This window comes from Streptomyces sp. Xyl84 (assembly GCF_059731885.1).
In genome coordinates this window covers 5,322,597-5,348,526 of the sequence record NZ_AP029182.1, presented here as the reverse complement: position 1 = coordinate 5,348,526, position 25,930 = coordinate 5,322,597, and the positions used below count along the sequence as shown (strand labels likewise).

The following is a 25,930-nucleotide window of genomic DNA, read 5'->3' as shown; positions in this document are numbered from 1 at the left end:
GGGACGGGGAGAGGCCGTGGTGGACGAGGCGGGCACGGCGGGGCGTCCGGCCGGGCTCCCGGCGGCGGTCCGGGCGGCGCCCTGGGCGGGGCTCCTGGCGGCCTGGGCGGTGACCCGTGCGGTGCTGCTGCTCGTCGTGTCCGGGGTGCTGGGCTTCCCGGGGCCGGACGTCACCAGCGACGTGTGGGTGATCTACCGGGACTGGTACGAGGTGCTGCGGCAGGGCGTCTTCCCCTCCGGTGACGTCGCCTGGCAGTACCCGCCCGGCGCCGCGCTCGCCGTCCTCGCCCCGGCGGCGCTGCCCTTCCTCGGCTACGCCCCGGCGTTCTTCGTCCTGGCGTGCGCGGCGGACCTGGCGGTGCTGTGCCTGCTGCTGTACGGCGGCCGGCGGCCCGGGCGCCCGCTGCGCGGGGCCTGGGTGTGGACGGCGGGCGCGCCTCTGCTGGGCCCGACCCTGTACGCCCGCTACGACGTGATGGTGACCGCGGTGGCCGTGGCCGCGCTCCTCGCGGGCGCCCGCGGACCGCGCGTCCTCGGGGTGCTGGCGGGCTTCGGGGCGCTGCTCAAGGTGTGGCCGGTGCTGCTGCTGGCGGGTGTGCGGGCGGCGGCCGGGCGGCGGGCGTGGACGGCGGCGGCGGTGACGGCGGCCGTGCCGGTCACGCTGTGCGCGGCCCTCGTGCCCGGCGCACTGTCGTTCCTGGGCGCGCAGGGCGGCCGGGGCACGGAGGTGGAGTCGCTGGGCGCGCTCGTCCTGCACGTGGCCCGGCACCTCGGCTGGCACGGTGAGGTCCAGCTCCACTACGGCTCGATGGAGTTCATCGGACCGCACGTCGGTGCGGTGAGCGCGGGCGCCCAGGCGCTGACGGCGGCGGCCTTCGGCTGGCTGCTGTGGTGGCGGCTGCGCTCCCGGCGAACGGCGCGGCACCAGGGGCCGCACACGGCGCCGCACACGGTCGCGGACGCCGCGTTCACGGCGGTGCTGCTGTTCACGGTCACCAGCCGCGTGATCAGTCCGCAGTATCTGGTGTGGCTGGTGGGGCTCGGTGCGGTCTGCGGGACTTTCGCGGGGAGCCGGATGCGGCTGCCGGTCGGTCTGGTCCTGGCCGCGGCCTTCGTGACGGTGCTGGAGTTCCCGGTGTACTTCGGGAACGTCGTGGCGAGCGACCCGCTCGGCGTCACGCTGCTGTTCCTGCGCAACGGCCTGCTGGTGGCCGCCGCCGTGAGCGCGGCCCGGACCCTGTGGCGCCCCGCCGCCGGGGCCGGACACCCGGCCCTGCCGGAGCAGGCCGCCGCCCACGGCAGGCAGCCCTCCCCCGCCCCCTGAAGGCTCTCCCTCCAGAAGACCCCTCTTCCCCGGAGACCTCCGTTCCGAAGGCTCCCCCATGGCCTCGGTGGCCCCCCGCACACCCTCACCCCAGCTGCGCCCGCACGTACTCCCGCCACTGCCCGGTGAACCGCTCCAAGGTCGTGCCCAGCTCCGTGCGGAGCGCGTCTTCGACCGCTCCCGCCCGCCGCTGGTGCGCGCCGACGGCGCGGTAGAAGGCGTCCAGCCGGTCCTCGCCCCAGTGGGCGGCGATCATCCGGCAGGCCAGCCAGCCGCCCTCGTAGGCCTGGGCGAGGCGGGTGGGGTCCCCGGCGAAGCCGAAGTCCTTGTCGGACGGCAGCGCGGCGGGCACCTGCCCGCCGGCCACGGCGTGCTGGAGTTCGGGCGCGGCCTGCTCGGGGGTGCGTCCCGAGCGCCGGTAGCCGACCCAGTCGGCGTAGCCCTCGGACAGCCACAGCGGGGTGGCGGCGTCGGTGTGGGTGCGGGTGGCGACGTGGGTGGTCTCGTGGGTGAGCACGACCTGTCGGCCGAGCGGACCGAGCAGACTGTACGCGTCGGGGTTGATCACGACCCGGTCGGCCGGCGCCCGCCCGCCGCCGCCCGCCTCGCCGGTGGTGACGGCCGCGATGCCGCGGTAGTCGTCGGCGGGTGAGCCGAGCAGCGCGGCCATCCCGTCCAGCGACCCGGGGACGAGCACGACCACCCTCCGGCTCCAGTCGGTGCCCCAGGCGTCCGAGACGGCGGGCACCGCCTGGTCGGCCAGCCCGGCGTAACCGCGCAGCGACCCGGCGCTCTGTCCGACGCCGAGGACGATGCTGCTGCGTCCGCGCACCACCGACACGGTCCCCTGGTCCCACAGCTGCTGCGCGAAGCCGCGCGCGGGCCGGTCGGAGTCGACGTACCACTTCCCGTCGGCGGTGGTGGACAGGGTCAGGGTGCGCCCGACGGTGACGGGGGCGGTGTCGTAGCCGGTCATCCGGTAGCTCAGGTCGGCGTCGGCGGTGGTGCGGCCGCCGCCGCGGTGCAGGGCGGTGACGCGGTAGGACCAGGCGGTGAACGGGACGGAGTCGAGCTTCGTGTACGGCGCCCGGTCGCCGGTGGTGGCGTAGGCCGCCGGGTCGTGGTGGAGGACCGCCGCAGCGCGCGAGTCGAGCAGCCGTTGCACCTGGTCACGGGCGGTGTCGGTGGCGGAGCGCCCGCCGCAGGCCGTCAGTGAGGCGAGCAGCAGGGACGCCACCGCCGCCATCGTTCCCGGCACCCGCCCTCGACCAGCCATTTTCCGATCGTACGACCGCTCGGGTGCGCCGTCAGACCCTGGTGACCGAGGAGACCGGCAGCATGTGCACGGAGTCGTAGCGCACGGGGGCGCCCGGGTAAGGGGCGTGGATCACCCGGCCGCCGCCCACGTACATCGCCACGTGGCTGGCGTCGGAGCGGTAGACGACGAGGTCGCCGGGGCGGGCCTGGGAGAGCGGGATCCGCCGGCCGGCGTAGCGCTGCTCCTGCGAGGTCCGCGGCAGGTGCACCCCGGCCTGGGCGTACGACCACTGCATGAGGCCCGAACAGTCGAAGCCGGCGGGGCCGTTGGCGCCCCACACGTAGGGGCGGCCGAGGGCGGAGCGGGCCGCGGCGAGGGCGGCGGCCGCGCGCGAGGAGGCGGCGGGGCCCCCGCCGGGACCGGACAGCAGGTCGTCGCGGCCGGACAGGAGGCCGTCGCCGGTGGAGCGGGAGACCCGCTCGTAGGCGTCGCGCTGGGAGCGGGTGAGGGAGTTGAGCAGCCGCCTGGCCTGGGCCAGTTTCCGTTCGACGGTGTGTTTGTGGGCGGCGACGGCCCTGCGGCTCTTGTCCAGTTCGGCCAGCGCGCCGGTGGCCTCGGCGCGCTCCTGGGCGAGTGCGCGCAGGGCGTGGCGCAGTTCCTGGAGTTCGCCGGCCTGCTGGGCGCCGATCCGGTCGAGCGTGGTCGCCTTGTCGAGGTACTCGGCCGGGTCGCGGGAGAACAGCAGCGCCAGGGACGGGTCGATGCCGCCGGAGCGGTACTGCGCCCCGGCCACCGAACCGATCGACTCCCGCAGCGTGTTGACGTGCTGCTGGCGCCGGGCGATGCGGTCCTGTGCGTCGCGTACCTGACGGCGCAGCACATCGGCGCGCTCGTCGGCCCGGTCGTAGGCCTGGGTCGCCTGCTCGGCCTCGTGGTAGAGCCGGTCCACCTCGGCCCGCGGGTCGCCGTGCGGTGCGGCGGCGGCCGAGGTGACCGGGAGGGCGCCGAGGGCGGCGGCCGCCGCGGACAGCAGGGTGACGGCGGCGCGGGCGGCACCGGTGCCCCGGTCGGACGCGGATGGTGCAAGGCGGCGATGGGACCCCACAGGAAGCCGAACTCCTCCACTGGCCAGCAAGGACTGCCTCCCCCGCTGCCACAGGCCGGGCTGACGCGCGGCGGCGGCAGGGGGGAAACGCGCCCGACAGTAGCCGCGCCGACGGGCACCGGCCAAAGACCTCGGGGGCCGCACAACCGGGCGCCCCGCCTCCGACACAGGTCAGGGGCGGGGCGCGGGGTCAGCGTGCGTTGATGCGATTCGCCCGTTCGGGCGGTGTGACAGCGTGCCGGGGTGTGCGGCGCGCAGGCCGGGGCAGACGGTGCGCGTGCGGTGCCCGGGGTACGGGCCCGGGGTGCCTCCGCGTCAGATGCGCACGCCGAACTGGAAGGGCATGTTGCCGATCGACTCGTAGCGAACGTTGGCACCGGTGTGCGGGGCGTGCAGGACCATGCCCTTGCCGGCGTAGAGGCCGACGTGGTGCAGGTCGCCGTAGAACAGGACCAGGTCGCCCACCTGGAGCTGGCTCTGCGAGTAGATGCGCTGGCCGGCGTTGGCCTGCGCCTCGGAGGTGCGCGGTATGGAGACGCCGGCCTGCGCGTACGCCCAGGAGGTCAGGCCCGAGCAGTCGAAGGAGGACGGGCCGGTGGCGCCGTAGACGTACGGGCTGCCGATCCTGCTCTGGGCCGCGGAGAAGGCGGCGCCCGCGTGGCCGCTGCCCGGGGTGATCTTGCCCAGGGAGACCCGCTCGGTGCCCCGGGTGGCGCGCGTCTGCTCGGCGGCGGCGAGCTGCTGCTTCTCCTTGGCGGTGAGCGTGTTGAGGAGCTTCTGCGCCTCGGCGAGCTTGCCCTGGACTTCCTTCTTCTTGCTGCCCAGTTCGGTGCGGGTGGCGGCGAGGTCCTTGAGCTTGGCGGTGGCCTCGGCCCGCTGCTGGGCGAGCTGGCGCTGCTTGTCCTGGATCTTCTTCAGCGCGTCGGCCTGCTGGCCGCTGACCTGGTCGAGGGTGGCGGCCTGGTCCAGGTACTCGTCCGGGTGGGAGGAGAGGAAGAGCTGGAGGGACGGGTCGATGCCGCCGGAGCGGTACTGGCCGGCCGCCATCGAACCCAGGCCGTCGCGCAGCTTGTTGAGGTCCTGCTGACCGCGGGCGACGTTGTCCTGGATGGTGGAGATCTCCTTCTGGAGCTTCTCCTGCTTCTCCTTGGCCCCGTTGTACTTCTCGGTGGCCTGCTCGGCCTGCTCGTAGAGCTTGTCGACCTTGGACTTGACCTCGTCCTTGCTCGGCTTCTCACTCGGAGCCGCGTTGGCCGCCTGCGCGCTGATCGCGACGGCGGCGGCGGCCGCGGTGGTGAGCATCGTCACGCGTGCGCGACTGGGCTGTTTGGGTCGACGGTGGGACGCCACGGAAGAAAGCTCCTTCTTGTGAGTGACCACCCGCTCGGAGGTTCGAGGCCAGACCCTAGTGACCTCATCGTGATGAATTCAAATCCTCCCACCAAGAAATTCCGTCACAGCCCGCATTCTTTGCCCTCAACTCACCAGGGGTGAGGCATGGTTGACGCTACGTTGCGTGACGGATCCGTCAATTCGGGCATCAAACCTCTACGTTGTGAATAAGACGTAGATCGGCTTATGACCGTTTTGCGGCTCCAGGAGAGCGGCCGGCGGGCCGCCGCGGCCCGCCCGTGTCCGTCCTCAGCCGCGCGACAGACGCTTCAGCAGCATCGCCGACGCCACCGGGCGCGCCCCCGCCCGGGCGACCCCGTCGGCCACCTCGCGGTCGGTGGAGGCGACGATGACCGGCCGGCCCGGCGGCTCGGCGCGCACCAGCTGACGGATCAGCTCGTCCGCGGTGACACCCGGCTTGGAGAACAGCACCCGCACCCCGCGTGGCGGCGCCAGCAGCACCGGCGCGGCCAGTTCGGCCCCGTCGAAGACACAGGTGACCTCGGCGCCGGTCTGCGCGGCGAGCTGCGAGAGCTGTCCGAGGAGCCGCAGACGCTGCTTCTCCAGCGGCATCTGGGGATAGCCGGTCTTGGTGACGTTGTAGCCGTCGACGACCAGATGCGCCTGCGGCAGCGCGAGCAACTGGTCGAGGACCGCCGGATCGTGCTCGGACAGCGCGCGGGCGGCGATGTCCTTCGGTGTCATCCGGCCCGGCTCCACCGCGTCGACGGTCTCGGCGGGCCGTACGGACACCGGCGGCAGCGCGAGTTCGCGCCGGAGCCCCTGGGCGGCGTCGAGCACGGTGTCCAGCAGCAGCCGCACCCGCATGTCCTCGACGCTGCGCCCCTCACGGGCGGCCTTGCGGGTGGCCTCCAGAGCGGCCTCCGCCTCGCCCAGGCGCGCCTTCAGCCGCCGGTTCTCGCTCTCGGCGGCCGACACCTGCACCTGCGCCTCGGCGCGCACCGTCTCCGTCTCGCCGCGCGTCTTGCGCAGCGCCGCCTCGCCGCGCTTGACGTCGCTGAGCGCGGCGCGCAGCTTGCGGTGCAGCGAATCGGCCTCCTTGCGCGCCGCGTCCAGCTCGGTGCGCAGGCGTTCGGTCTCGGCGCGGGCCTGCTCGCGGGCGGCGGCCAGCTGCTCGCGCAGCCGCTCCAGTTCGGCGCGGCTCTCCTCCTCTGCGCGCTCGGCGTGCGCCCGCAGCGCCTCCTCGCCCGCGGCGGTCACCAGCTTCACCCAGCCCGCCGGGCGCAGGACGTAGGCCGCGGCGGCCACGTCGAGCGGGTCCGCGGCCGGGGGCGGCGCGCCGGAGTCGAGGGCGCCGCACAGCTCGGCCTGCGCCTCCCGGAACTTCTCCCCGACCCGCTGCCGGAACAGCGTGTCGGTCTCCAGCGCCGCCGCCATCGCGTTGCCGGCGAACTTGGCCCGGCGGTTGGGCGCGAACCGGGCGTACTGGCGCAGTTGCGCGGGCAGCTCGGCGACGGTCAGCCGGCCGAAGGCGTCGGCCACGATCTGCACGACCCTGCGGCGCACGCCGTCGGGCAGCGGACGGTCGAGCACCTCAGCGGCGCCGTCGTCCGGCTCCCCGCCTCGTGTCTGCGCCATCCGTCACCCCAATGCCTCACGGGACCCCTCCCGGGGTCGCCTGTGCGGGTCCGCTCCGCTCAGGAGCCGGCGCCCGGCCTGTCCACGAGTTCCACCTTGTCCACCGCGTTGCACCAGCGGCAGCGCACCGACTCGATGGTCTCACTGACGACCTCGCGCTCCTCGACCATGGGCTCCCCGGCCAGGTCGAGGTGGACGTACTCGACGACCTTCGACGAGCGCGTCACGTCGAAACGGGTGAGGTTGCCGCAGAGGGTGCAGCGCCACCGCGTCGTGGCGGTCGGCAGGGGAACCGTCATCGGGCTGCTCACTTTCCATCCGGATTCCGCGACGCGCCGGCTTCCCCGGTGCGCCGGCTCGTAACCCTACGGCCTGGAGGCCACTCGGCGCCCGGCTGTCCACGGCGGCGAGGCGGTGTGTGCGGATGCGTCCTGTTACGTCATGCTCTGTACACATGATCAGCTCCAGGAACGCGGTGGCCGCCCGGACGGTCAGGGCACTCAGGGCGGTGCGGTCCACACCGGCGCCGGTGACGACCGCCCTGATCGTCCTGTGCTGCGCCGCCTTCGCGATCAGCCCGGCCGCCGGACTCGTCCCCGCCCACGGCACCGGGGACACCCTGCTCCAGGCCCAGCAGGCCTATTTCCGGCGCTGGGGCGTGATCCCCGCCGACCTGTTCACGGGCTCCGCCCGGGCCGCGCTCACCCCCGCCACGGCCCTGTTCGTGCACGGCAGCTGGGTGCACCTGCTCGGCAACATGCTCTTCCTGCACGTCTTCGGCGCGCTGACGGAGGAACGCATGGGCCGCGTCCAGTTCACGCTGTTCTACGTCGGCTGCGGCTACCTGGCCCTGCTGGGGTACGCCGGCGCCCACGCGGACTCCGGCCAGACCCTGGTCGGGGCGTCGGGGGCGATCTCGGCGGTCCTCGGCGCCTTCCTCTACCTGTTCCCCCGGGCCCGGGTCACCAGCGTGCTGCCGTTCCTCTTCTTCCTGCCGCTGCGCCTGCCCGCCTGGGTCGTCCTGCCCTTCTGGGCCGCCCTGCAGTGGCTGGCCGCCGGCCGGGCCCCCGACGGACCCGGCGTGGCCTACCTGGCCCACGTCATCGGCTTCGCGCTCGGCTTCGGCTACGCGTGGGCCAGGTCCGGACGGCCGACTAGAGTGAAGGCCACCCCTGCTCCGGCCCCCGAGGGAGAGAACCAGCCGTGATCACCGCGATCGTCCTCATCAAGACCAGTGTGGACCGGATCCCCGAGATCGCCGAGCGGATCGCCTCGCTGGAGAGCGTGAGCGAGGTCTTCTCCGTCACCGGCACGTACGACCTGATCGCCATGGTCCGGGTGGCCCGGCACGAGGACCTGGCGGAGATCATCCCCGGCCGGATCAGCAAGATCCCCGGAGTGGAGGCCACGGACACGCACGTCGCCTTCCGCACGTACTCGCAGCACGACCTGGAGGCGGCGTTCGCGATCGGGCTGGACTCCTGACCGCCTGACCGCCGCCTCCGGGACGCCGTCCGCCGTCACCGCCCGCGGCACTCCGCCGCCTCGGCACCGGCTCGTCACCGCCCGCGGGACGCGGGGCCTCACACGGCGGGCACGCAGCGGCCGTCCTCGGTGCGGTACGTCCACTTCGCGCCCTCGGCCACCAGTTCCCGCACCGCCGCCACGAAGCGCTCCACGTGCTCGTCGGGGGTGCCGGCGCCGAAGCTGACGCGGATGGCGTTGAGGGACTTCTCGCCGGGCGCGGCCTCGGGGGCGCCGCACTCGCCCTGGGTCTGCGGGTCGCTGCCGAGCAGGGTGCGCACCAGCGGGTGGGCGCAGAACAGGCCGTCGCGGACCCCGATGCCGTACTCGGCGGAGAGCGCGGCGGCGAAGTGCGAGCTGTTCCAGCCCGCCACCACGAAGGAGAGCACACCGACCCGCGGGGCGTCGTCCCCGAACAGGGAGAGCACCTTCACCTCGGGCACTCCGGCCAGCCCGTCGCGCACCTTGGCGATGAGGTACCGCTCGCGGGCCACCAGCGTGTCGAACCCGGCCTCGGTCAGCGCCTTGCAGGCCGCCGCGATCGAGTAGGCGCCGATGACGTTCGGCGAGCCGGCCTCGTGGCGGGCGGCGCTGTCGTGCCACTGCACGTCCACTCCCCCGTCCGCGCGCCGCGTCACCCGGCGGCTGGCGCCGCCGCCCGCGAGGTACGGCTCGGCCTCGCGCAGCCAGTCCGCGCGCCCGGCCAGCACACCGGAGCCGAAGGGGGCGTACAGCTTGTGCCCGGAGAAGGCGACCCAGTCGACGTCGAGGTCCTTGACCGACACCGGGTGGTGCGGGGCGAGCTGGGCGGCGTCCAGGACGATCCGGGCACCGTGCGCGTGGGCGGCGGCGGCCAGTTCCCGCACCGGCCACAGCTCGCCGGTGACGTTGGAGGCGCCGGTGACGCAGACCAGGGCGGGGCCGTGGGGCTCGCGCTCGGCCAGCGCCCGCTCCAGGGTCGCAACGGCCTGCTCCGGGGTGCGCGGGGCGTTGAGGTAGGTCACCTGGGCGTCGCGCCAGGGCAGCAGGGAGGCGTGGTGCTCGGTCTCGAAGACGAACACCCGGCAGTCGTCCGGGACGGCACGGGCCAGCAGGTTGAGGGAGTCGGTGGTGGAGCGGGTGAACACCACCTGGTCGTCCGCGCGGCAGTCGAGGAACTCGGCGACGGTGCGCCGGGCGTTCTCGAACAGGTCGGTGGAGAGCTGCGAGAGGTAGCCGGCCCCGCGGTGGACACTGCCGTAGTAGGGGGCGTACGCGGCCACGTCGTCCCAGACCCGCTGGAGCGCGGGGGCGCTGGCCGCGTAGTCGAGGGCCGCGTAGGTGACCTCGCCGCCGGTGACCAGCGGAACGGTCACATCCCGTCCCAGAACGGGCAGCGGGGCACAAACGGACTGGTCGGCGGCAAGGGTGGAGACAGACATGGGTGAACTCCCGTGAGAGCAGGCTGAATCCACCACGCGAGCGGACAGGGCTCCAGCGTGGTGAAGTGAGAAGAGGTGTGCGGAGGCGGGGCTCTGCGGCCTCGGGGCCGGTCGCCCTAACGCATTCGGTTGCTCACGGAAGGCTCCCTCGTACGACCAGGACCCCTGGTGATGCGAGGGGTCCGCGCTTGCCGTAGACCTCGCTGCCTACGACCTGGTCTTCACCCGGGGCACCCCGCCACGGACGGAGGGTTGCCGGACAGCCGGCCGGGGCCACATGGCTGTCACTCATGACCTGGTCCAACATCTTGCCACACGATCTTCCGGGCGCAAGGCGCGGTCCGGATCGTGGACCGCGCCCCGCGTCGCACCGCACGGCTCAGGCGTTGCTGGCGGCCACCCAGCGCTCCAGCGTGCGCCGGGCCGCCCCGGAGTCGATCGACTCGGCGGCCTTCTCCATCCCGGCCCGGATCTGCTCCGCCAGCGTCCCCCGGCCCGGTTCCAGGGCGACCAGGGCCGCCGCCGAGTTCAGCAGGACGGCGTCCCGTACGGGGCCGCTCTCGCCCTCCAGCAGCCGGCGGGCGACCTCGGCGTTGTAGGAGGCGTCCGCGCCGCGCAGCGCCTCCACCGGCACCAGGTCCAGGCCGACGTCGCGCGGGTCGAAGGCCTCCTCGGTGACCTTGCCGTCCCGGACGACCCACACCCGCGAGGTCGCGGTGGTGGTCAGCTCGTCGAGCCCGTCGTCGCCGCGGAAGACCAGGGAGGAGTTGCCGCGTTCGGCGAAGACGCCCGCCACGATCGGCGCCTCGTGCGCCACCGCGACACCGACCGCCTGGGCCTTCACCTTGGCCGGGTTGGTCAGCGGACCGAGCAGGTTGAACACCGTGCGGATGCCCAACTGCCCGCGGGCGGCGCCCACATGGCGCAGCGCCGGGTGGAACTTCACCGCGAAGCAGAAGGTGATCCCGGCCTCCTCGGCGACCTCGACCACCCGCCGCGGCGTCAGGTCGAGGTTGACGCCGAGCTTCTCCAGGACGTCGGAGGCGCCGGAGGCGGAGGACGCGGCCCGGTTGCCGTGCTTGACGACCTTCGCGCCGGTGCCCGCGACGACGATCGAGGACATGGTGGAGATGTTCACCGTCTTGGCGCCGTCGCCGCCGGTGCCGACGATGTCGACGGTGGCGCCGGGCACCTGGATCACGTTGGCGTGCTCGTACATCGTGCGGACGAGGCCGGTGATCTCCTCGACGGTGGCGCCCTTGGCGCGCAGGGCCACCGCGAAGGCCGCGATCTGGGCGTCGGTCGCCTCGCCGCCCATCATCCGGTCCATGGCCCAGGCGGTGTCGTCGGCGACCAGGTCCCGGCCCTCCAGCAGACCGTTCAGTATCCGGGGCCAGGAACGGCCCGCCGCGGTGTCGCCTCCAGCGGGGGTCACAGCGCTCATAAGCCGCTCCTGAATCGGTGCCCGGGGCTCCCGGACGCTATCTCTCGTACCGGTGTCCACCCTATCCAGCCCCGGGCACGGCGAAGGGCCCCGTCCGGGGTTCGGACGGGGCCCTTCGGCCTGGCGTGGCGACGCTCAGGGTTAAGTGATCAGTGGTGGCCGTGGCCGCTCGTGATCTCCTTGTACTCCTCGACGGTCGGCTTCGCGATCTGGCTGTCCTCACCGAAGTACGCGTTGCTGAGCTTGGCGCGCAGCTTCTCCGTACCCCCGACCTTGCGCTCGACACCGTTCTCGTCGACCGTCGGGCCGATCTCGGCCGGCTCGTACTGGTGGTGGGCCGTGAGGGTGTACAGCTGCTCCTGGCTGAGCGGCTCGTGGACCTCGATGAACTCACCGTGCGGCAGGCGCTTGATGATGCCGGACTCGCGGCCGTGCAGCACCTTGTCCTTGTCCCGGCGCTGCAGGCCGAGGCAGATCCGCTTCGTGACGACGAAGGTGACGACCGGCGCCAGGAAGAACGCGATGCGCACGAACCAGGTGATCGCGTTGATCGACAGGTGGAAGTGGGTGGCCCACAGGTCGTTTCCACCACCGACCAGCAGCACGAAGTACCAGGCGATCCACGCGGCACCGAAGGCCGTACGGGTCGGGACGTTGCGCGGGCGGTCCAGGATGTGGTGCTCGCGCCGGTCGCCGGTGACCCAGGACTCGATGAACGGGTACAGCGCGATGACCGCGAGGACCACACCGAAGAGCACCAGCGGGATGAACACGCCCAGGACCAGCGTGTGGCCCCAGAAGTTGATCTCCCAGCCGGGCATCGCACGGATGAGACCCTCGGCCATGCCCATGTACCAGTCGGGCTGGGCGCCGGTGGACACCTGGTCCGGACGGTAGGGGCCGATGGCCCAGACCGGGTTGATCTGCGCGATCGCCGCGATGGCCGCGATGGCACCGAAGACCAGGAAGAAGAAGCCTCCGGCCTTGGCCATGTAGACCGGCAGCAGCGGCATGCCGACGACGTTGTTGTTGGTCTTGCCGGGGCCCGCGAACTGCGTGTGCTTGTGGTAGAAGACCAGGATCAGGTGGCCGACCACCAGGCCGAGCATGATGCCCGGCAGCAGCAGGATGTGGATCGAGTAGAACCGGGCCACGAAGTCGTGACCGGGGAACTCGCCGCCGAAGAGGAAGTACGAGATGTACGTGCCGACGATCGGCACGGACAGGATCGCGCCCTCCATGAAGCGGACACCGGTGCCGGACAGCAGGTCGTCCGGGAGCGAGTAACCGGTGAAACCGGTGAACATGCCCAGGACGAACAGCAGGAAGCCGAACATCCAGTTGACCTCACGCGGCTTGCGGAACGCGCCGGTGAAGAACACACGCATCATGTGCACGAACATGCCCGCGAGGAAGATCAGCGCGGCCCAGTGGTGGATCTGCCGGATGAGCAGACCACCGCGCACCTCGAAGGAGATGTGCAGGGTCGAGTTGAACGCCTCGCTCATCAGCTGTCCCTGGAGCGGGACGTAGCTGCCGTGGTAGACCACCTCGTTCATCGACGGGTGGAAGAACAGCGTCAGATACACACCCGTGAGGATGATGATCAGGAAGCTGTAGAGGCAGACCTCACCCAGCATGAACGACCAGTGGTCGGGGAAGATCTTGCGCATGTTGGCCTTGGCCAGGCTGTAGATGCCCAGCCGGCCGTCGGCCCAGTCGGCGAGCTTCTCGCCGGCCGGTGCCTTCCCGCGCGAGCGGGTCGGGTTGCTCGCTGTAGTACTCATCCGCGCTCCCAGAATGCAGGACCGACGGGCTCCTCGAAGTCGCCGAGCGCCTCGAGGTACCCCTCGCTGTCCACGCCGATGCGCAGCTGCGGCAGGGCGTGACCGGCCGGGCCGAAGATGACTCGGGCGCCGTCGGAGAGGTCGAAGGTGGACTGGTGGCACGGGCACAGCACGTGGTGCGTCTGCTGCTCGTACAGGGAGATCGGGCAACCGACGTGGGTGCAGATCTTCGAGTAGGCCACGACACCCTGGTGCGACCACTCCAGCTCGCGCTTGTCCTTGATGTTGTCCGGCTGCAGCCGGACGATCATCAGGGCCGCCTTGGCGATCTCCTGCTGGAACTCCTCGCTCGTCTCCTCCAGGCCGTCGGGCTTGGCGAAGGTGAGCGAACCGACGGCGATGTCCTCGGGACGCATCGGCTGGTTGGTGTTCATGTTGACCAGGCGCTTGCCCTTCGCCCACATGGTGTGGCGAAGCGATTCCTTGGGCAGCGGGCCCAGGTCGCGCAGCAGGAACAGCCCGGACAGCGGCACCAGCGTGAGGGCGCCCAGCATGGTGTTGCGGATCAGCGGGCGGCGGCCGATCGCGGACTCCTTGGCACCCTGCTTGAAGTCCGCGTGGACCTTCGCACGGACCTCGGGGGACGCCTCGATCGGGTGACGCTCGTCGGCGACCTCCGCGTCCGACATCAGGGTGCGGGCCCAGTGGACCGCGCCCGCGCCGATGCAGAACAGCGCCACGCCCAGCGTCAGGCCCAGCGCGAAGTTCATCGCGCTGATGTGCCCGATCGGGAAGACGTAGATCGACTTGTCGTTCGGGATGGTCACGTACGAGGCGATGAAGCCCACGGTGGCCAGCATCGACACCGTGAACATCAGGGCGACGGCACGCTCGGACCGCCGGGCGGCCCGCTCGTCGATGTCCTGGATCCGGTGCTCGTGGGGCGGCAGGCCCGGGTCGGCGAACGGGTTCTTGTCGTCCGCGACCCCTACGGCGCCGTGCGCCGTGCCCTGCTCGGCAGGCAGGTTCTCTTCTGGAATGTCTTGGCTACTCATGACTTCTTGGCCTTTGCGGTCCGGGCGGCGACCCACACGGCGACGGCGATCAGGGCGCCCAGCCCGAAGATCCAGCCGAACAGACCCTCACTGACCGGCCCGAGGCCGCCCAGCTCCAGACCGCCGGGGTTCTCCGTCTGGTCGCCGTTGACCGCGTTCAGGTACGCGATGATGTCCTTCTTGTTCTTCTGGGACATCGTGGTGTCGGGGAAGGACGGCATGTTCTGCGGGCCGGTCTGCATGGCCTCGTAGATGTGCTTCGGGTCGACGCCCGCGAGGTCCGGCGCGAACTTGCCGTGCGTGAGCGCACCACCCTTGCCGGTGATGTTGTGGCACTGGGCGCAGTTGGTGCGGAACAGCTCACCGCCCTGGGCGATGTCCGCGCCCTGGGGGCTGTACTCGTTCTTCGTGGGCACGGCCGGGCCGGCACCCAGGGAGGCGATGTACGCCGCCAGCTGGTCGATCTCGGCCTGGGTGTAGATGACCTTCTTGCGCGGGACCTGAGCGCCCGGCTGCTGGGCCGGCATACGGCCGGTGCCGACCTGGAAGTCGACTGCGGCGGCGCCCACGCCCACCAGGGACGGACCGTCAGTGGTGCCCTGACCACCGGTGCCGTGGCAGCTTGCGCAGCCGACCTGGTAGAGCTTCTTGCCCTCCTCGATGGTGAGGGACTGAGCGGAGTCGTCGGCCTTCGCCTTGCTCGCGGGCGCGAACGCGGTGTACAGCCCCCCCGTGGCCGCCAGCGCGAGAAGGAGGACGACGACCGCCGCCAGCGGATGGCGTCGTCGTGCGGAGAGCTTTTTCACGGATTACCCCGGTGTCAGGATCTTCTGCGTCGATGCTTTGCGGACTTGGATCGGTTCGTCGGCTACTTGATCAGGTAGATCGTGGCGAAGAGGCCGATCCAGACGACATCGACGAAGTGCCAGTAGTAGGACACGACGATGGCCGCGGTCGCCTGCTCGTGGGTGAACCTCCGGGCCGCGTAGGTACGGCCGAGGACCAGCAGGAAGGCGATGAGGCCGCCTGTCACGTGCAGGCCGTGGAAGCCGGTGGTCAGGTAGAACACCGAGCCGTACGGGTCGGAGGACAGGGAGAGCCCGTCCTCCTTCACCAGGCTGGTGTACTCGTAGATCTGACCGCCGATGAAGATCGCACCCATGATGAAGGTGACGATGAACCAGCCCCGGAGCTTCTTCACGTCACCGCGCTCGGCGGCGAAGACGCCGAGCTGGCAGGTGAGTGAGGAGAGCACCAGGATCGTGGTGTTCGCCGACGAGAAGGGGACGTTGAGGTGGTCCGCCATCTCCTTCCAGTGCGCCGGACCCGTCACCGATCGCAGGGTGAAGTACATCGCGAAGAGGGCCGCGAAGAACATCAGCTCGGAACTCAGCCAGATGATGGTTCCGACGCTGGTGAGGTTCGGCCGGTTGACCGACGGGTGCGCGTGCCCGGTTTCTACTGTCGTTGCTGTCGCCACGACCGACATTATGTCGGTCGCTTATCCCGCCCTCACTCCGGGGGGTGCCGTTCGGAGTGTCTGTGGGGTGTGTCCAGCCCGTATGGCCCATCGAAGGGGTGTTCAAGGCGGTGTTGACCGGGTCCGCGAGGGAGTAGCATCCGCGCCATCGGTACCCGGAAGTTCCCGCACAATGCTGTGTCTTCTCAAGCTCTTCTCAAGAGGCGTGGAGGAACAATGCAGGCGACCGCGACGGTCCTGGTCTACAGCGACGACGCCAACACCCGGGAGCAGGTGCGGTTGGCCACGGGCCGGCGGCCGGCCCAGGACGCGCCCGTCGTGGAGTTCGTGGAGTGCGCCACGCCCGCGGCGGTCCTGGCCGAACTGGACCGGGGCGGGATCGACGTCTGCGTCCTGGACGGCGAGGCCGTGCCGATGGGCGGCATGGGGATGTGCCGCCAGATCAAGGACGAGGTCTTCCGGTGCCCGCCGGTGCTGCTGCTCATCGGACGGCCGCAGGACGCCTGGCTGGCCACCTGGAGCCGCGCGGACGCGGCGGTCACCCTGCCGGTGGAGCCGGTGGAGTTCGCCGCCGCCCTGGCCGCGCTGCTGCGCAAGCCCGCGTTGGTGTAGGAGCGGCGGCCCGGGGCGGCCCGCTGCCCAGCGGGTGCGGGCCGACCCGGGACGGCGGTCTCAGAGGCCCTGGGGGCTCAGCCGCGCCTGGTTCCCCTGCGGGGCGGCCGACCGGGTCCCGGAGGCCAGCGCGCTGCCCTGGAGCCACTTCTGCCAGGACAGGTTCCAGTCGCCGATGCCGTTGTCGAACAGCTCCATCGGGTCGCCCTTGGAGTTGACGACCTGGACGACGTCGCCCTCGTGGATGTTGTCGAAGAACCACTTGGCGTTCGGCGTGCTCATGCCGGTGCAGCCGTGGCTGACGTTGGCGCTGCCCTGGGAGCCGACGGACCAGGGGGCGGCGTGCACGAACTCGCCGCTCCAGGTGACCCGGGTGGCGTAGTACACCGGCAGGTCGTAGGAGTCGGAGGAGCCCGCGGCGATGCCGACGGTGGTGCTCTTCATCCGCACGAAGTACTGCTTGGCGAGTACCACCTTGACGCCGTTGCGGGTCTCGAATCCGGGCTTGCCGGTGGTGACGGGGATCTCCTTGATCTTCTCGTCGTTCCGGTAGACCGTCAGCCGGTGCGTGGCCGCGTCCGTGACGGCGACGACCCGGTCCCCGGTGGTGACGGTCAGCGGCTTGGCGGTGCCGCCGTACAGCTGGTCGCCGATGCGGATGTCCTGGAGGGTGCTGTGCACCTGGATGGTGGCGTTCGCGGGCCAGTAGTCCTTGGGCCGGTAGTGGAGCTGCTTGTCGTCCACCCAGTACCAGGAGCCCTGCACGGCGGGCGTGGACACGACCTGGAGACCGCGCTCCACTACGGCGCGCTGCGCCTTGTCCTTCACGGGCTGGTCCAGTTCGGCCACGACGGGCTCGCCGACGCCGTAGGTGCCCGCCTCCGGGCCGAACGTGACGTTCAGGCGCTTGGTGGTCGCGGGCTTGCTGGTGTCGAAGCCGACGACCTTGCGGCCGGGTGCGCCGTCGTCGTTCTCGGTGCTCACCGTGAGGGTGTAGTGGGCGCCGGCGGCCAGTGGTGAGGTGCTGTGCCAGCGGCTGCCGTCGGCGGCGAGTTCACCGGAGACGTGCCGCCCGGTGGCGTCCACGGCGGTGACGTCCGTGATGCGCCCCTCGGAGCCCGAGGCGGTGACCACCAGGGGTTTTTCCGGGTCGGCCTTCTTGCCGGCCTCCGTGAGGCCGCTGAAGGAGATCTGGTCCGCCGCGTCGTAGGGGTCGGCGGCCAGGGGGTTGTCGTCCGCACCGCAGGCGGTGACGCCCGCGCCGAGGGCGACCACCAGAAGAGTGCAGCTGACACCGGCCTTTGCGCCCCGCGAGAACAGTGTGGTGCTCATGGCAGCACGCTAAGGAGCTTCGTCAACTCCGGCACGGTGGGTCGTCCGTCCGGGGGATGCCGGTACGACAAAAAGAGGGAACCCGGGCACTCGTCCGATGGAGTGCCCGGGTTCCCCGGTGTTCAGTGTGTGCTACTGGGTGCGGTTCTCACCGCGGTAGTACTCGAAGACCCAGCCGAGCAGCGCGAGGAAGACGATCGGCGCGCCGAAGTACAGCAGCCACCAGCCGAGGGCCACGCCCAGGAAGGCCAGCGCGCCACCCACGCCGAGGGCGAGCGGCTGCCAGCTGTGCGGGCTGAAGAAGCCCAGCTCACCGGCGTCGTCCGCGACATCGGCCTCCTTGTTGTCCTGAGCGCCCGCGTCGACCCGCTTGGCCGTGAAGCCGAGGTAGAAGCCGACCATGATGCTCAGGCCGAAGGAGAGGAAGAGGGCCGTGGTGCCGGCCGGCTCCTTCGACCACACGCCATAGACGATCGCCATGACGAGCAGGAAGACGCTCAGCCAGATGAACATCTTGCCCTGGATCTTCACTTGCCGGCCTCCTTGCCGCCGGCGAGGGCAGCCGTCTCGGAGCCCCCGTGACCTGCGTTCTCGAGCTGGTCGAGCGCGGCGATCTCCGGGTGGTGCAGGTCGAACGCCGGGGATTCGCTGCGGATCCGCGGCAGGGTGAGGAAGTTGTGCCGCGGCGGCGGGCAGGAGGTCGCCCACTCCAGGGAGCGGCCGTAACCCCACGGGTCGTCCACGTCGACCGGCTTGCCGTACTTGGCCGTCTTCCAGACGTTGTAGAAGAACGGCAGGATCGACGCACCCAGCAGGAAGGAGAAGATCGTCGACACCGTGTTCAGTGCGGTGAAGCCGTCGGCCGCCAGGTAGTCGGCGTAGCGGCGGGGCATGCCCTCGACGCCCAGCCAGTGCTGGATGAGGAAGGTGCCGTGGAAGCCGATGAACAGCATCCAGAAGGTCATCTTGCCCAGACGCTCGTCGAGCATCTTGCCGGTGAACTTCGGCCACCAGAAGTGGAAGCCGGAGAACATCGCGAAGACCACCGTGCCGAAGACGACGTAGTGGAAGTGCGCCACCACGAAGTACGAGTCGGAGATGTGGAAGTCCAGCGGCGGCGCGGCCAGGATGACACCGGTCAGACCACCGAAGGTGAAGGTGATCAGGAAGCCGGCCGCCCACAGCATGGGCGTCTCGAAGGACAGACTGCCCTTCCACATGGTGCCGATCCAGTTGAAGAACTTCACACCGGTCGGGACCGCGATCAGGAAGGTCATGAAGGAGAAGAACGGCAGCAGCACACCACCGGTGACGTACATGTGGTGGGCCCACACCGTCACGGACAGACCCGCGATGGAGATCGTGGCACCGATCAGACCCATGTAGCCGAACATCGGCTTGCGGGAGAAGACCGGGATGACCTCACTGATGATGCCGAAGAACGGCAGCGCGATGATGTACACCTCTGGATGGCCGAAGAACCAGAAGAGGTGTTGCCAGAGCAGGGCTCCGCCGTTCGCCGCGTCGAAGACGTGGGCACCGAACTTGCGGTCCGCCTCCAGGGCGAACAGCGCGGCGGCCAGCACCGGGAAGGCGAGCAGGACCAGCACCGCGGTCAGCAGCACGTTCCAGGTGAAGATCGGCATGCGGAACATGGTCATGCCGGGCGCGCGCATGCAGATGATCGTGGTGATGAAGTTGACCGAGCCGAGGATCGTGCCGAAGCCGGAGAAGGCCAGACCCATGATCCACATGTCGCCGCCGATACCCGGCGAGTGCACCGCGTCGGACAGCGGCGCGTAGGCGAACCAGCCGAAGTCGGCCGCACCCTGGGGGGTGAGGAAGCCGCCCACCGCGATCAGCGAGCCGAACAGGTACAGCCAGTAGGCGAACATGTTCAGCCGCGGGAACGCCACGTCCGGGGCGCCGATCTGCAGCGGCATGATCCAGTTCGTGAAGCCGGCGAACAGCGGCGTCGCGAACATCAGCAGCATGATCGTGCCGTGCATCGTGAACGCCTGGTTGAACTGCTCGTTCGACATGAGCTGCAGGCCCGGCCGGGCCAGCTCGGCACGCATCAGCAGCGCCATCACGCCACCGATGCAGAAGAACGCGAACGACGTCACCAGATACAGCGTGCCGATCGTCTTGTGGTCGGTGGTCGTCAGCCACTTCACCACCACGTTCCCGGGTTGCTTGCGCCGGACCGGCAGCTCGCTCTCGTAAGAGCCCTCAGCCGCCGCGGCACCCTGGGGTTCGTTGAGGATGCTCACAGGTTGTTCGTCTCCCGGTTCTTCTCGTGGCTCGTCTGCGCGATGCCGGCGGGAACGTAACCGGTCTGCCCCTTCTTAGCGAGGTCCTTGAGGTGCTGCTCGTAACGGTCCGGCGAGACGACCTTCACGTTGAACAGCATCCGGGAGTGGTCCTGGCCGCAGAGCTCGGCGCACTTGCCCCGGAAGGTGCCCTCCTGGTTGGGGGTCACCTGGAAGGAGTTGGTGTGGCCGGGGATGACGTCCATCTTCATCAGGAACGGCAGCACCCAGAACGAGTGGTTGACGTCCCGTGAGGTGAGGATGAAGCGGACGGTCTTGCCCTTGGGCAGCCACAGGGTCGGACCCGGGTTGCCGTTCTGCGGGTTCCGCGTGGCCGGCGTACCGAAGTCGTAGACACCGCCGGCGTTCGCCGGGAAGTCCTTCTTGAACCGGTCCGGAATGGCCAGCAGGTTCTTGTCGGTCTTCGCGTCACCCGCCGAACCGGCGACGGGAGCGACGTAGTTGAAGGCCCAGCTCCACTGGTAGCCGACGACGTTGACCGTGACGTCGGGCTTCTTGGATTCGTCGAGGAGCTTCGACTCGTCGCGGGCCGTGAAGTAGAAGAGCACCGAGACGATGATGAGCGGGACCACCGTGTACAGGGCCTCGATGGGCATGTTGTACCGGGTCTGCGGAGGTACCTCGACCTTGGTGCGGCTGCGCCGGTGGAAGAAAGCACTCCACAGGATCAGACCCCACACCAGCACGCCGACCGCGATCGCGGCCGCCCAGGACCCCTGCCACAGCGAGAGGATCCGCGGAGCCTCTTCCGTGGCCGGGGTGGGCATACCCAGCCGGGGGAAGTCCTTGTATGTGCAACCGGTCGCGGTCGCCAGGACCAGGCCCGCAGTCAGTGCCTGCAGCAGCTTCCGCCGCATCGGGCGCCGCGGCGAGCGGTCGGAGCCGTTGGGACTCACGTAGCGCCTTCCCGAGAGTCTCGCCCGCGCGGTTGGCTGCGGCCTGCCTTCTCGCTGGTCGGTCGCCGCCCTGCGTCGGGCAGGGGTTTGGATGTTTATGCGGACCAAACCCTACTGGACGCCTTCCGGCGGGTCGCGGGGAGGGGTGCCCAACGCGCCGCGGGTCACGCCGACGGGTGGGATGCCCCGAAGTGGCGTGCTTTGGCCGGGCGAGCCGGGGCGCCCTTCGGCCCGGGGACACGCCGTTCTTGGTGGCCAGGGGCGTGCGGGGACTGCCGCGCCCGGCGGCGCGGCCGCACGGCGGGCACTGTCCCGCGCCCCGGCGGAGCGCTTAGCGTGAGCACGTGTCCTACTTCGACGCTGCTTCCGCCGCCCCCCTGCACCCCGTGGCCCGGCAGGCCCTGCTCGCCTCGCTCGACGAGGGGTGGGCCGATCCCGCGCGCCTCCACAAGGAGGGCAGGCGGGCGCGGTTGCTGCTGGACGCGGCCCGGGAGGCGGCGGCCGGCGCGGTGGGGTGCCGGCCCGACGAGCTGGTGTTCATCTCGTCCGGCACGCGGGCGGTGCACACCGGTGTCGCGGGGGCGCTGAACGGGCGGCGCCGGGTCGGACGTCACCTGATCGTGTCATCCGTCGAACACTCCTCGGTGCTCCATTCGGCCGAGGCGCACGAGGCGGACGGCGGGACGGTCACCCGGGTCGCGGTCGACCGGGGCGGTGCGGTGAGCGCCGCGTCGTACGAGCGGGCGCTGCGCGCGGACACCGCGCTCGCCTGTCTGCAGTCGGCCAACCACGAGGTCGGCACCGAACAGCCGGTGGCCGAGGTGGCCGAGGTGTGCCGGGCAGCCGGTGTGCCGCTGCTGGTGGACGCGGCGCAGTCGCTGGGCTGGGGGCCGGTGGGCGGCGGCTGGTCGCTGCTGACGGCGAGCGCGCACAAGTGGGGCGGCCCGCCGGGGGTCGGAGTACTCGTGGTGCGCAAGGGGGTGCGGTTCGCGCCCCGCGGCCCGGTGGACGAGCGGGAGTCGGGCCGGGCGGCGGGGTTCGAGAACCTCCCGGCGATCGTGGCCGCGGCGGCTTCGCTGCGGGCGGTACGGGCGGAGGCGGCGGCGGAGGCGGTACGGCTGCGGGAGCTGACCGAGCGGATCCGGGCGCGGGTGCCGCGGTCGGTCCCGGACGTGGAGGTGGTGGGCGACCCGGTCCGCCGGCTGCCGGGGGTCGTCACCTTCTCCTGTCTCTATGTCGACGGGGAGACCCTGCTGCACGAGCTGGACCGCGAAGGCTTCTCGGTCTCGTCCGGCTCCTCCTGCACCAGCAGCACCCTGACTCCCAGTCATGTGCTGAAGGCGATGGGGGTGCTGAGCGAGGGCAACGTCCGGGTGTCGCTGCCCGCCGGGACGCCGGAGGAGGACGTCGAGCGGTTCCTGTCGGTGCTGCCGGGCGTGGTGGCGGGCGTACGGGAGAAGCTGGGCGCGCCGCCCGCGCCCGAGACGGCCGCGCGCCCGGGGGAGCTGGTCCTCGACACTCTGGGCAAGCGCTGCCCGCTCCCGGTGATCGAGCTGGCGAAGGTGATCGGGGACGTTCCGGTCGGCGGCACGGTCCGCGTGCTGGCGGACGACGAGGCCGCGCGCCTGGACATTCCGGCCTGGTGCGAGATGCGGGGGCAGGAGTACGCCGGGGAGGAACCGGCGGAGCGGGGTGCGGCCTACCTCGTCCGCCGGATCTCCTGACACGCCCGGCACGCCCGACGGGCCTGACGGCCCTGACGGACCGTCTCAGGCGAGGTGGGCCCTGACCTCGCGGGCCGCCTCGTCGCCGTACGCCTTCGTGAAGCGCTCCATGAAGTGGGCGCGGCGCAGCTGGTACTCCTGGGTGCCGACGGTCTCGATGACCAGCGTGGCGAGCATGCAGCCGACCTGGGCGGCGCGTTCCAGGGAGACGCCCCAGGCCAGGCCGGAGAGGAACCCGGCGCGGAAGGCGTCGCCGACGCCGGTCGGGTCGGCCTTGCGCTCCTCGTCCGGGCAGCCGACCTCGATCGGGTCCTCGCCGGACCGCTCGATGCGCACGCCGCGCGAGCCGAGGGTGGTCACCCGGTGGCCGACGCGGTCGAGGATCTCGGCGTCGCTCCAGCCGGTCTTGGTCTCGATGAGGCCCTTCTCGTACTCGTTCGAGAACAGGTACGTGGCGCCGTCCAGCAGTATCCGGATCTCGTCGCCGTTCATCCGGGCGATCTGCTGGGAGAAGTCGGCGGCGAACGAGATGGACCGCGAGCGGCACTCCTCGGTGTGCCGCAGCATCGCCTCCGGGTCGTCGGCGCCGATCAGCACCAGGTCGAGGCCGCCGACGCGGTCCGCGACGGTCTTCAGTTCGATGAGGCGGGCCTCGCTCATCGCGCCGGTGTAGAAGGAGCCGATCTGGTTGTGGTCGGCGTCGGTGGTGCACACGAAGCGGGCCGTGTGCAGGGTCTCGGAGATGCGTACGGAGGCGGTGTCGACGCCGTGGCGGTCCAGCCAGGCGCGGTACTCGCCGAAGTCGGCGCCGGCGGCACCGACCAGCACCGGACGGGTGCCGAGCTGGCCCATGCCGAAGGCGATGTTGGCGCCGACCCCGCCGCGCCGCACGTCCAGCTGGTCGACCAGGAAGGAGAGCGAGACCGTGTGCAGCTGGTCCGCGACGAGCTGGTCGGCGAAGCGGCCGGGGAAGGTCATGAGGTGGTCGGTGGCGATGGAGCCGGTGACTGCGATGCGCACGGCGTGGACGCTCCTGGTGGGCGGAGGGACGGACAGTTCACGCTACCCGTTCCGCACAGAGCGCTGAAGCGGGCGAAACTACCCGATAGTAGATCTTTCTCGGCGGGGTGTGACGTGCCTACGGTTCGGTCATGACGAACCACGAGGTCCATGCTGCCCCCGCCCCCGCCGACCTGGACGGTGATCTGGCGTCGCTGCGCGGTGACTGTGCCCGGATGGCCCCGCGCTGGTCGGCGCCGGGCCGGAAGTCCGGACCGCAGGGGCCGGGGACGGTGTCCCCCGCCCGGATCCACGGCGTGTCGGTACCGGACTCGTCCGCCCGGCTGCTGGAGTCGATGTCCGACTACGGGGACTGAGCGCGGCGCGCTCGGGAGCCGGCGGACGCGGCCGGGCCGTCCTCGGGTGTGCGTTTCGGCGGCCGGGGAGGGGTCCGGCCGTGAGCGGTCGGACGGGCGGGGGGCCGTCGGAGCGACCCGGCAGTACGGCCGTCCGTGAGCGGCCCGGCAGCAGTGCGGCCGGCCGTGGGCGGCCGGCCGTCCGTCGGTGGTCCGGCCGTCCTGCGGTCCGTCGGTGGTCCGGCTGTCCCGCGGTCCGTGGGCGAAGGGCGGTGGGCGGTGGGTGGAACCGGGCACTCCTCCCGTGCGTCCCATCGCTGTCCTCCGTAGGGGGGATGCGGGATACGACCCGTCGGCCGCTGACTTTGTCAGGGCCGGGTCAGGGTCACCGGGACGGCTGCGCAGTCGAAGGAGCGATGCGGTGAACACCGAGCGACCCGACCACGAGGACGCGGTGGAGACGGCGACGGCGGGGTCCGCGGCCACTGCCCGAGACGCGGGCGCCCGCGGCGGCGCCGCCGGGCCCGCCGGGGAACCCTCGGGGCGCGCCGCCGAGGCGTCTGAGAACGGCGCCCTGGAGAACGGGGCCCCGGAGAAGACGAATCCGGAGGAGGGGACGCCGGCCGGCCCGGAGCGCGGTGCCGGAGGCGGAGGCGGGAACGCCGGGCAGGGCGGCGGGCCCGGCGGCGAGCAGGGTGACGGCGGCGACGGTGAGCCCGGCGAGGGCGGTGGCGGGCGCCTGGGGCGGGGGCGGTCGCCCCTGGTCGCCGCCTCGGTCGCGGCGGCCGTACTGCTGGCGGGCGGCGGCGGGGCGTACCTCGCCACGAGTGCCTCCGGCGCCTCCGGGGACCGTACGGACACGGCGGCGTCCGGCGGGCACGGCACTCCCCCGCCGCTCGTCCTGGACGACCACTCCGGCGCCGCGAGCGCGGGAGCGGGCACGGGCGGTCCCGGGGGCGCAGGCGGCTCGGGCGGCGCCAACGGCATCGCGCCCGGGGAGCCCGCCCCGTACGGCACCACGTACCAGGCCGTCGGCACACTGCCCGGTGGCCCCGGTTCGGCGCCGGTGTACACGGCGCGGGGCGAGGTCACCCGGGACGAGGCGGCCCGGCTCGCCGCGGCGCTCGGCATCACGGGCACGCCGGTGGCCGACGGGCAGGCGTGGCGGGTCGGCAACGCGAAGGACGGCGGTGGTCCGGTGCTGCGGATCGGCAGGTCGGCGCCGGGCACCTGGACGTTCGACCGGTACGCCCCGGGCACCGACGACTGCAAGGGCGTGGTGTGCGGGCACGACCCCGCCGCCCCCGCCGCGCACCCGGTGGGCGTGGCCGCCGCGATGAGGGCGGCGGCGCCGGTGCTCAAGGCCGCCGGTCAGGACGACGCGAAGGTGGACGCGAGCCGGACCCAGGGCGCGCAGCGGGTGGTGAACGCCGATCCGGTGGTCGGCGGGCTGCCCACCCAGGGCTGGGCGACGAGTCTGATCCTGGACCCGCAGGGCGCGGTGATCGGCGGTAGCGGGCAGCTGGCGGCGCCGGTGAAGGCCGACACGTACCCCGTGCTCGACGCGCGCCGGACGCTGGAGCTGATGAACGCCGCGCCGGACACCGACCGCCGCACGGGCATCGGCGGCTGCGCCGAGCCGGTGCCGCTGAAGGACCGGCTGGAGACCCCGTGCGGCGCGTCCGGACCCGGCAAGGGCACGCGGAACACGCTGACCGTCGAGAAGGCCGTGTTCGGGCTGGCGGCGCACCCGTCCGGCGGGCGGCAGACGCTGGTGCCGTCCTGGCTGTTCCGGGTACGGGGGGCGGCCGGGCAGGACGCCTTCACGGTGACGTACCCGGCCGTCGACCCGAAGTACCTGGCCTCGTCGGGCGCGACGGCCGGACAGACCGAGCCGCGGCCGAGCGGATCGGACCCGTCCGGCCCTGCGGCCGGCGCGGGCACGGCCGCTCCGGCCACCCGCGAGGTGCGGCCGGCCGGTTACAGCGCCCACGGCAGGGGCCTGACCGTGACCTTCGAGGGCGGGGTCTGCGCCGACTACCGGGTCTCGGCCCGGGAGGACTCCGGGCGGGTGACGGTCACGGTGACCGAGACGCCCTGGCGGGGCAAGGTCTGCATCATGATCGCCAAGGTGTTCCACCGGACGGTGCACCTGGACCGGCCGCTCGACGGCCGGGCGGTGGTCGGGCCGGACGGCCGGGCGATCCCCTCCCGGGCGGCGGGTGCCGGGCTGCCCCAGTCGGGGACGCCGGTGCGCTGAGCCGGGGCGCAGACGCACGGAAGGCGGCA

Annotated in this window: 23 protein-coding genes and 1 riboswitch; of the genes, 7 read left to right on the top strand and 16 right to left on the bottom strand. The window is 71.7% G+C overall.

Features of this window, described 5'->3' with window-relative positions:
* Nucleotides 1-19: 19 nt before the first annotated feature.
* Nucleotides 20-1,324: a glycosyltransferase 87 family protein gene (locus tag AC6I72_RS23175; protein ID WP_498004794.1), complete on the top strand. Its 1,305-nt coding sequence runs from the start codon at nucleotides 20-22 to the stop codon at nucleotides 1,322-1,324.
* Nucleotides 1,325-1,409: 85 nt separating this feature from the next.
* Here the strand turns inward: AC6I72_RS23175 and AC6I72_RS23170 are convergent, their stop codons facing one another.
* The 5 genes from AC6I72_RS23170 to AC6I72_RS23150 form a co-directional block, all read right to left on the bottom strand.
* On the bottom strand, nucleotides 1,410-2,600 hold the full coding sequence (locus AC6I72_RS23170) for a hypothetical protein (protein ID WP_498003133.1): 1,191 nt from the start codon (nucleotides 2,598-2,600) through the stop codon (nucleotides 1,410-1,412).
* 31 nt (nucleotides 2,601-2,631) lie between these two features.
* Nucleotides 2,632-3,687 (bottom strand): C40 family peptidase, encoded by a 1,056-nt coding sequence (locus AC6I72_RS23165; protein ID WP_498003131.1) that lies wholly within the window; start codon nucleotides 3,685-3,687, stop codon nucleotides 2,632-2,634.
* A 315-nt stretch (nucleotides 3,688-4,002) separates the two neighbouring features.
* A complete protein-coding gene (locus tag AC6I72_RS23160) occupies nucleotides 4,003-5,037 on the bottom strand; it encodes a C40 family peptidase (RefSeq protein ID WP_498003129.1) in 1,035 nt (344 codons plus the stop codon).
* 291 nt (nucleotides 5,038-5,328) lie between these two features.
* Nucleotides 5,329-6,678, bottom strand: a complete 1,350-nt coding sequence (locus AC6I72_RS23155) for an NYN domain-containing protein (protein ID WP_498003128.1) — start codon at nucleotides 6,676-6,678, stop codon at nucleotides 5,329-5,331.
* Between the two features lie 59 nt (nucleotides 6,679-6,737).
* Nucleotides 6,738-6,977, bottom strand: coding sequence for a hypothetical protein (locus tag AC6I72_RS23150; RefSeq protein ID WP_498003126.1), 240 nt, complete (start codon nucleotides 6,975-6,977; stop codon nucleotides 6,738-6,740).
* A gap of 155 nt (nucleotides 6,978-7,132) precedes the next feature.
* Between AC6I72_RS23150 and AC6I72_RS23145 the strand changes: the two genes are divergently transcribed.
* Nucleotides 7,133-7,885, top strand: a complete 753-nt coding sequence (locus AC6I72_RS23145) for a rhomboid family intramembrane serine protease (RefSeq protein ID WP_498003125.1) — start codon at nucleotides 7,133-7,135, stop codon at nucleotides 7,883-7,885.
* Nucleotides 7,882-8,163, top strand: coding sequence for an Lrp/AsnC family transcriptional regulator (locus AC6I72_RS23140; RefSeq protein WP_498003124.1), 282 nt, complete (start codon nucleotides 7,882-7,884; stop codon nucleotides 8,161-8,163). Before AC6I72_RS23145 ends, AC6I72_RS23140 begins: the two co-directional genes overlap by 4 nt.
* 98 nt (nucleotides 8,164-8,261) lie before the next feature.
* Here AC6I72_RS23140 and AC6I72_RS23135 read toward each other — a convergent pair whose 3' ends face one another.
* From AC6I72_RS23135 to ctaE, 6 genes are all read right to left on the bottom strand, one after another.
* Nucleotides 8,262-9,623, bottom strand: coding sequence for an aminotransferase class V-fold PLP-dependent enzyme (locus tag AC6I72_RS23135; RefSeq protein ID WP_498003123.1), 1,362 nt, complete (start codon nucleotides 9,621-9,623; stop codon nucleotides 8,262-8,264).
* A gap of 179 nt (nucleotides 9,624-9,802) precedes the next feature.
* A riboswitch (SAM riboswitch) is annotated at nucleotides 9,803-9,919 on the bottom strand.
* 83 nt (nucleotides 9,920-10,002) lie between these two features.
* On the bottom strand, nucleotides 10,003-11,067 hold the full coding sequence (gene trpD / locus AC6I72_RS23130; protein ID WP_498003122.1) for an anthranilate phosphoribosyltransferase: 1,065 nt from the start codon (nucleotides 11,065-11,067) through the stop codon (nucleotides 10,003-10,005).
* Between the two features lie 149 nt (nucleotides 11,068-11,216).
* A complete protein-coding gene (qcrB, locus tag AC6I72_RS23125; RefSeq protein WP_498003121.1) occupies nucleotides 11,217-12,854 on the bottom strand; it encodes a cytochrome bc1 complex cytochrome b subunit in 1,638 nt (545 codons plus the stop codon).
* Nucleotides 12,851-13,909, bottom strand: coding sequence for a cytochrome bc1 complex Rieske iron-sulfur subunit (gene qcrA / locus AC6I72_RS23120; RefSeq protein ID WP_037855896.1), 1,059 nt, complete (start codon nucleotides 13,907-13,909; stop codon nucleotides 12,851-12,853). Before qcrA ends, qcrB begins: the two co-directional genes overlap by 4 nt.
* The gene (qcrC, locus tag AC6I72_RS23115; RefSeq protein ID WP_498003120.1) at nucleotides 13,906-14,715 is read right to left on the bottom strand and encodes a cytochrome bc1 complex diheme cytochrome c subunit; all 810 of its coding nucleotides are present in this window, start codon (nucleotides 14,713-14,715) and stop codon (nucleotides 13,906-13,908) included. Before qcrC ends, qcrA begins: the two co-directional genes overlap by 4 nt.
* 62 nt (nucleotides 14,716-14,777) lie before the next feature.
* The gene (ctaE, locus tag AC6I72_RS23110; RefSeq protein WP_009188180.1) at nucleotides 14,778-15,398 is read right to left on the bottom strand and encodes an aa3-type cytochrome oxidase subunit III; all 621 of its coding nucleotides are present in this window, start codon (nucleotides 15,396-15,398) and stop codon (nucleotides 14,778-14,780) included.
* 207 nt (nucleotides 15,399-15,605) lie between these two features.
* Here ctaE and AC6I72_RS23105 point away from each other — a divergent pair, with 207 nt between their 5' ends.
* Nucleotides 15,606-16,001, top strand: a complete 396-nt coding sequence (locus AC6I72_RS23105) for a response regulator (RefSeq protein ID WP_037855891.1) — start codon at nucleotides 15,606-15,608, stop codon at nucleotides 15,999-16,001.
* A 60-nt stretch (nucleotides 16,002-16,061) separates the two neighbouring features.
* Here AC6I72_RS23105 and AC6I72_RS23100 read toward each other — a convergent pair whose 3' ends face one another.
* The 4 genes from AC6I72_RS23100 to ctaC form a co-directional block, all read right to left on the bottom strand.
* A complete protein-coding gene (locus AC6I72_RS23100; RefSeq protein ID WP_498003119.1) occupies nucleotides 16,062-17,333 on the bottom strand; it encodes a L,D-transpeptidase in 1,272 nt (423 codons plus the stop codon).
* A 132-nt stretch (nucleotides 17,334-17,465) separates the two neighbouring features.
* On the bottom strand, nucleotides 17,466-17,864 hold the full coding sequence (locus AC6I72_RS23095; RefSeq protein WP_498003117.1) for a cytochrome c oxidase subunit 4: 399 nt from the start codon (nucleotides 17,862-17,864) through the stop codon (nucleotides 17,466-17,468).
* Nucleotides 17,861-19,606, bottom strand: coding sequence for an aa3-type cytochrome oxidase subunit I (ctaD, locus tag AC6I72_RS23090; protein WP_498003115.1), 1,746 nt, complete (start codon nucleotides 19,604-19,606; stop codon nucleotides 17,861-17,863). The genes AC6I72_RS23095 and ctaD overlap by 4 nt, the downstream gene beginning before the upstream one ends.
* Nucleotides 19,603-20,562 carry an aa3-type cytochrome oxidase subunit II gene (gene ctaC / locus AC6I72_RS23085; RefSeq protein ID WP_366723361.1) on the bottom strand — a complete coding sequence of 320 codons (960 nt, stop codon included), beginning with the start codon at nucleotides 20,560-20,562 and terminating at the stop codon, nucleotides 19,603-19,605. Before ctaC ends, ctaD begins: the two co-directional genes overlap by 4 nt.
* A 344-nt stretch (nucleotides 20,563-20,906) precedes the next feature.
* Here ctaC and AC6I72_RS23080 point away from each other — a divergent pair, with 344 nt between their 5' ends.
* Nucleotides 20,907-22,286, top strand: a complete 1,380-nt coding sequence (locus AC6I72_RS23080) for a cysteine desulfurase/sulfurtransferase TusA family protein (RefSeq protein WP_498003114.1) — start codon at nucleotides 20,907-20,909, stop codon at nucleotides 22,284-22,286.
* Nucleotides 22,287-22,331: 45 nt separating this feature from the next.
* On the opposite strand, the gene AC6I72_RS23075 is transcribed toward AC6I72_RS23080, so the two are convergent.
* Nucleotides 22,332-23,306: a carbohydrate kinase family protein gene (locus AC6I72_RS23075; RefSeq protein ID WP_498003112.1), complete on the bottom strand. Its 975-nt coding sequence runs from the start codon at nucleotides 23,304-23,306 to the stop codon at nucleotides 22,332-22,334.
* Nucleotides 23,307-23,437: 131 nt separating this feature from the next.
* On the opposite strand from AC6I72_RS23075, the gene AC6I72_RS23070 reads away from it, so the two are divergent.
* Nucleotides 23,438-23,662: a hypothetical protein gene (locus AC6I72_RS23070; protein WP_498003111.1), complete on the top strand. Its 225-nt coding sequence runs from the start codon at nucleotides 23,438-23,440 to the stop codon at nucleotides 23,660-23,662.
* Nucleotides 23,663-24,062: 400 nt separating this feature from the next.
* Entirely contained in the window at nucleotides 24,063-25,901 is a 1,839-nt protein-coding gene (locus AC6I72_RS23065; protein ID WP_498003109.1) for a hypothetical protein, read from the top strand.
* The last annotated feature ends 29 nt before the right edge of the window (nucleotides 25,902-25,930 follow it).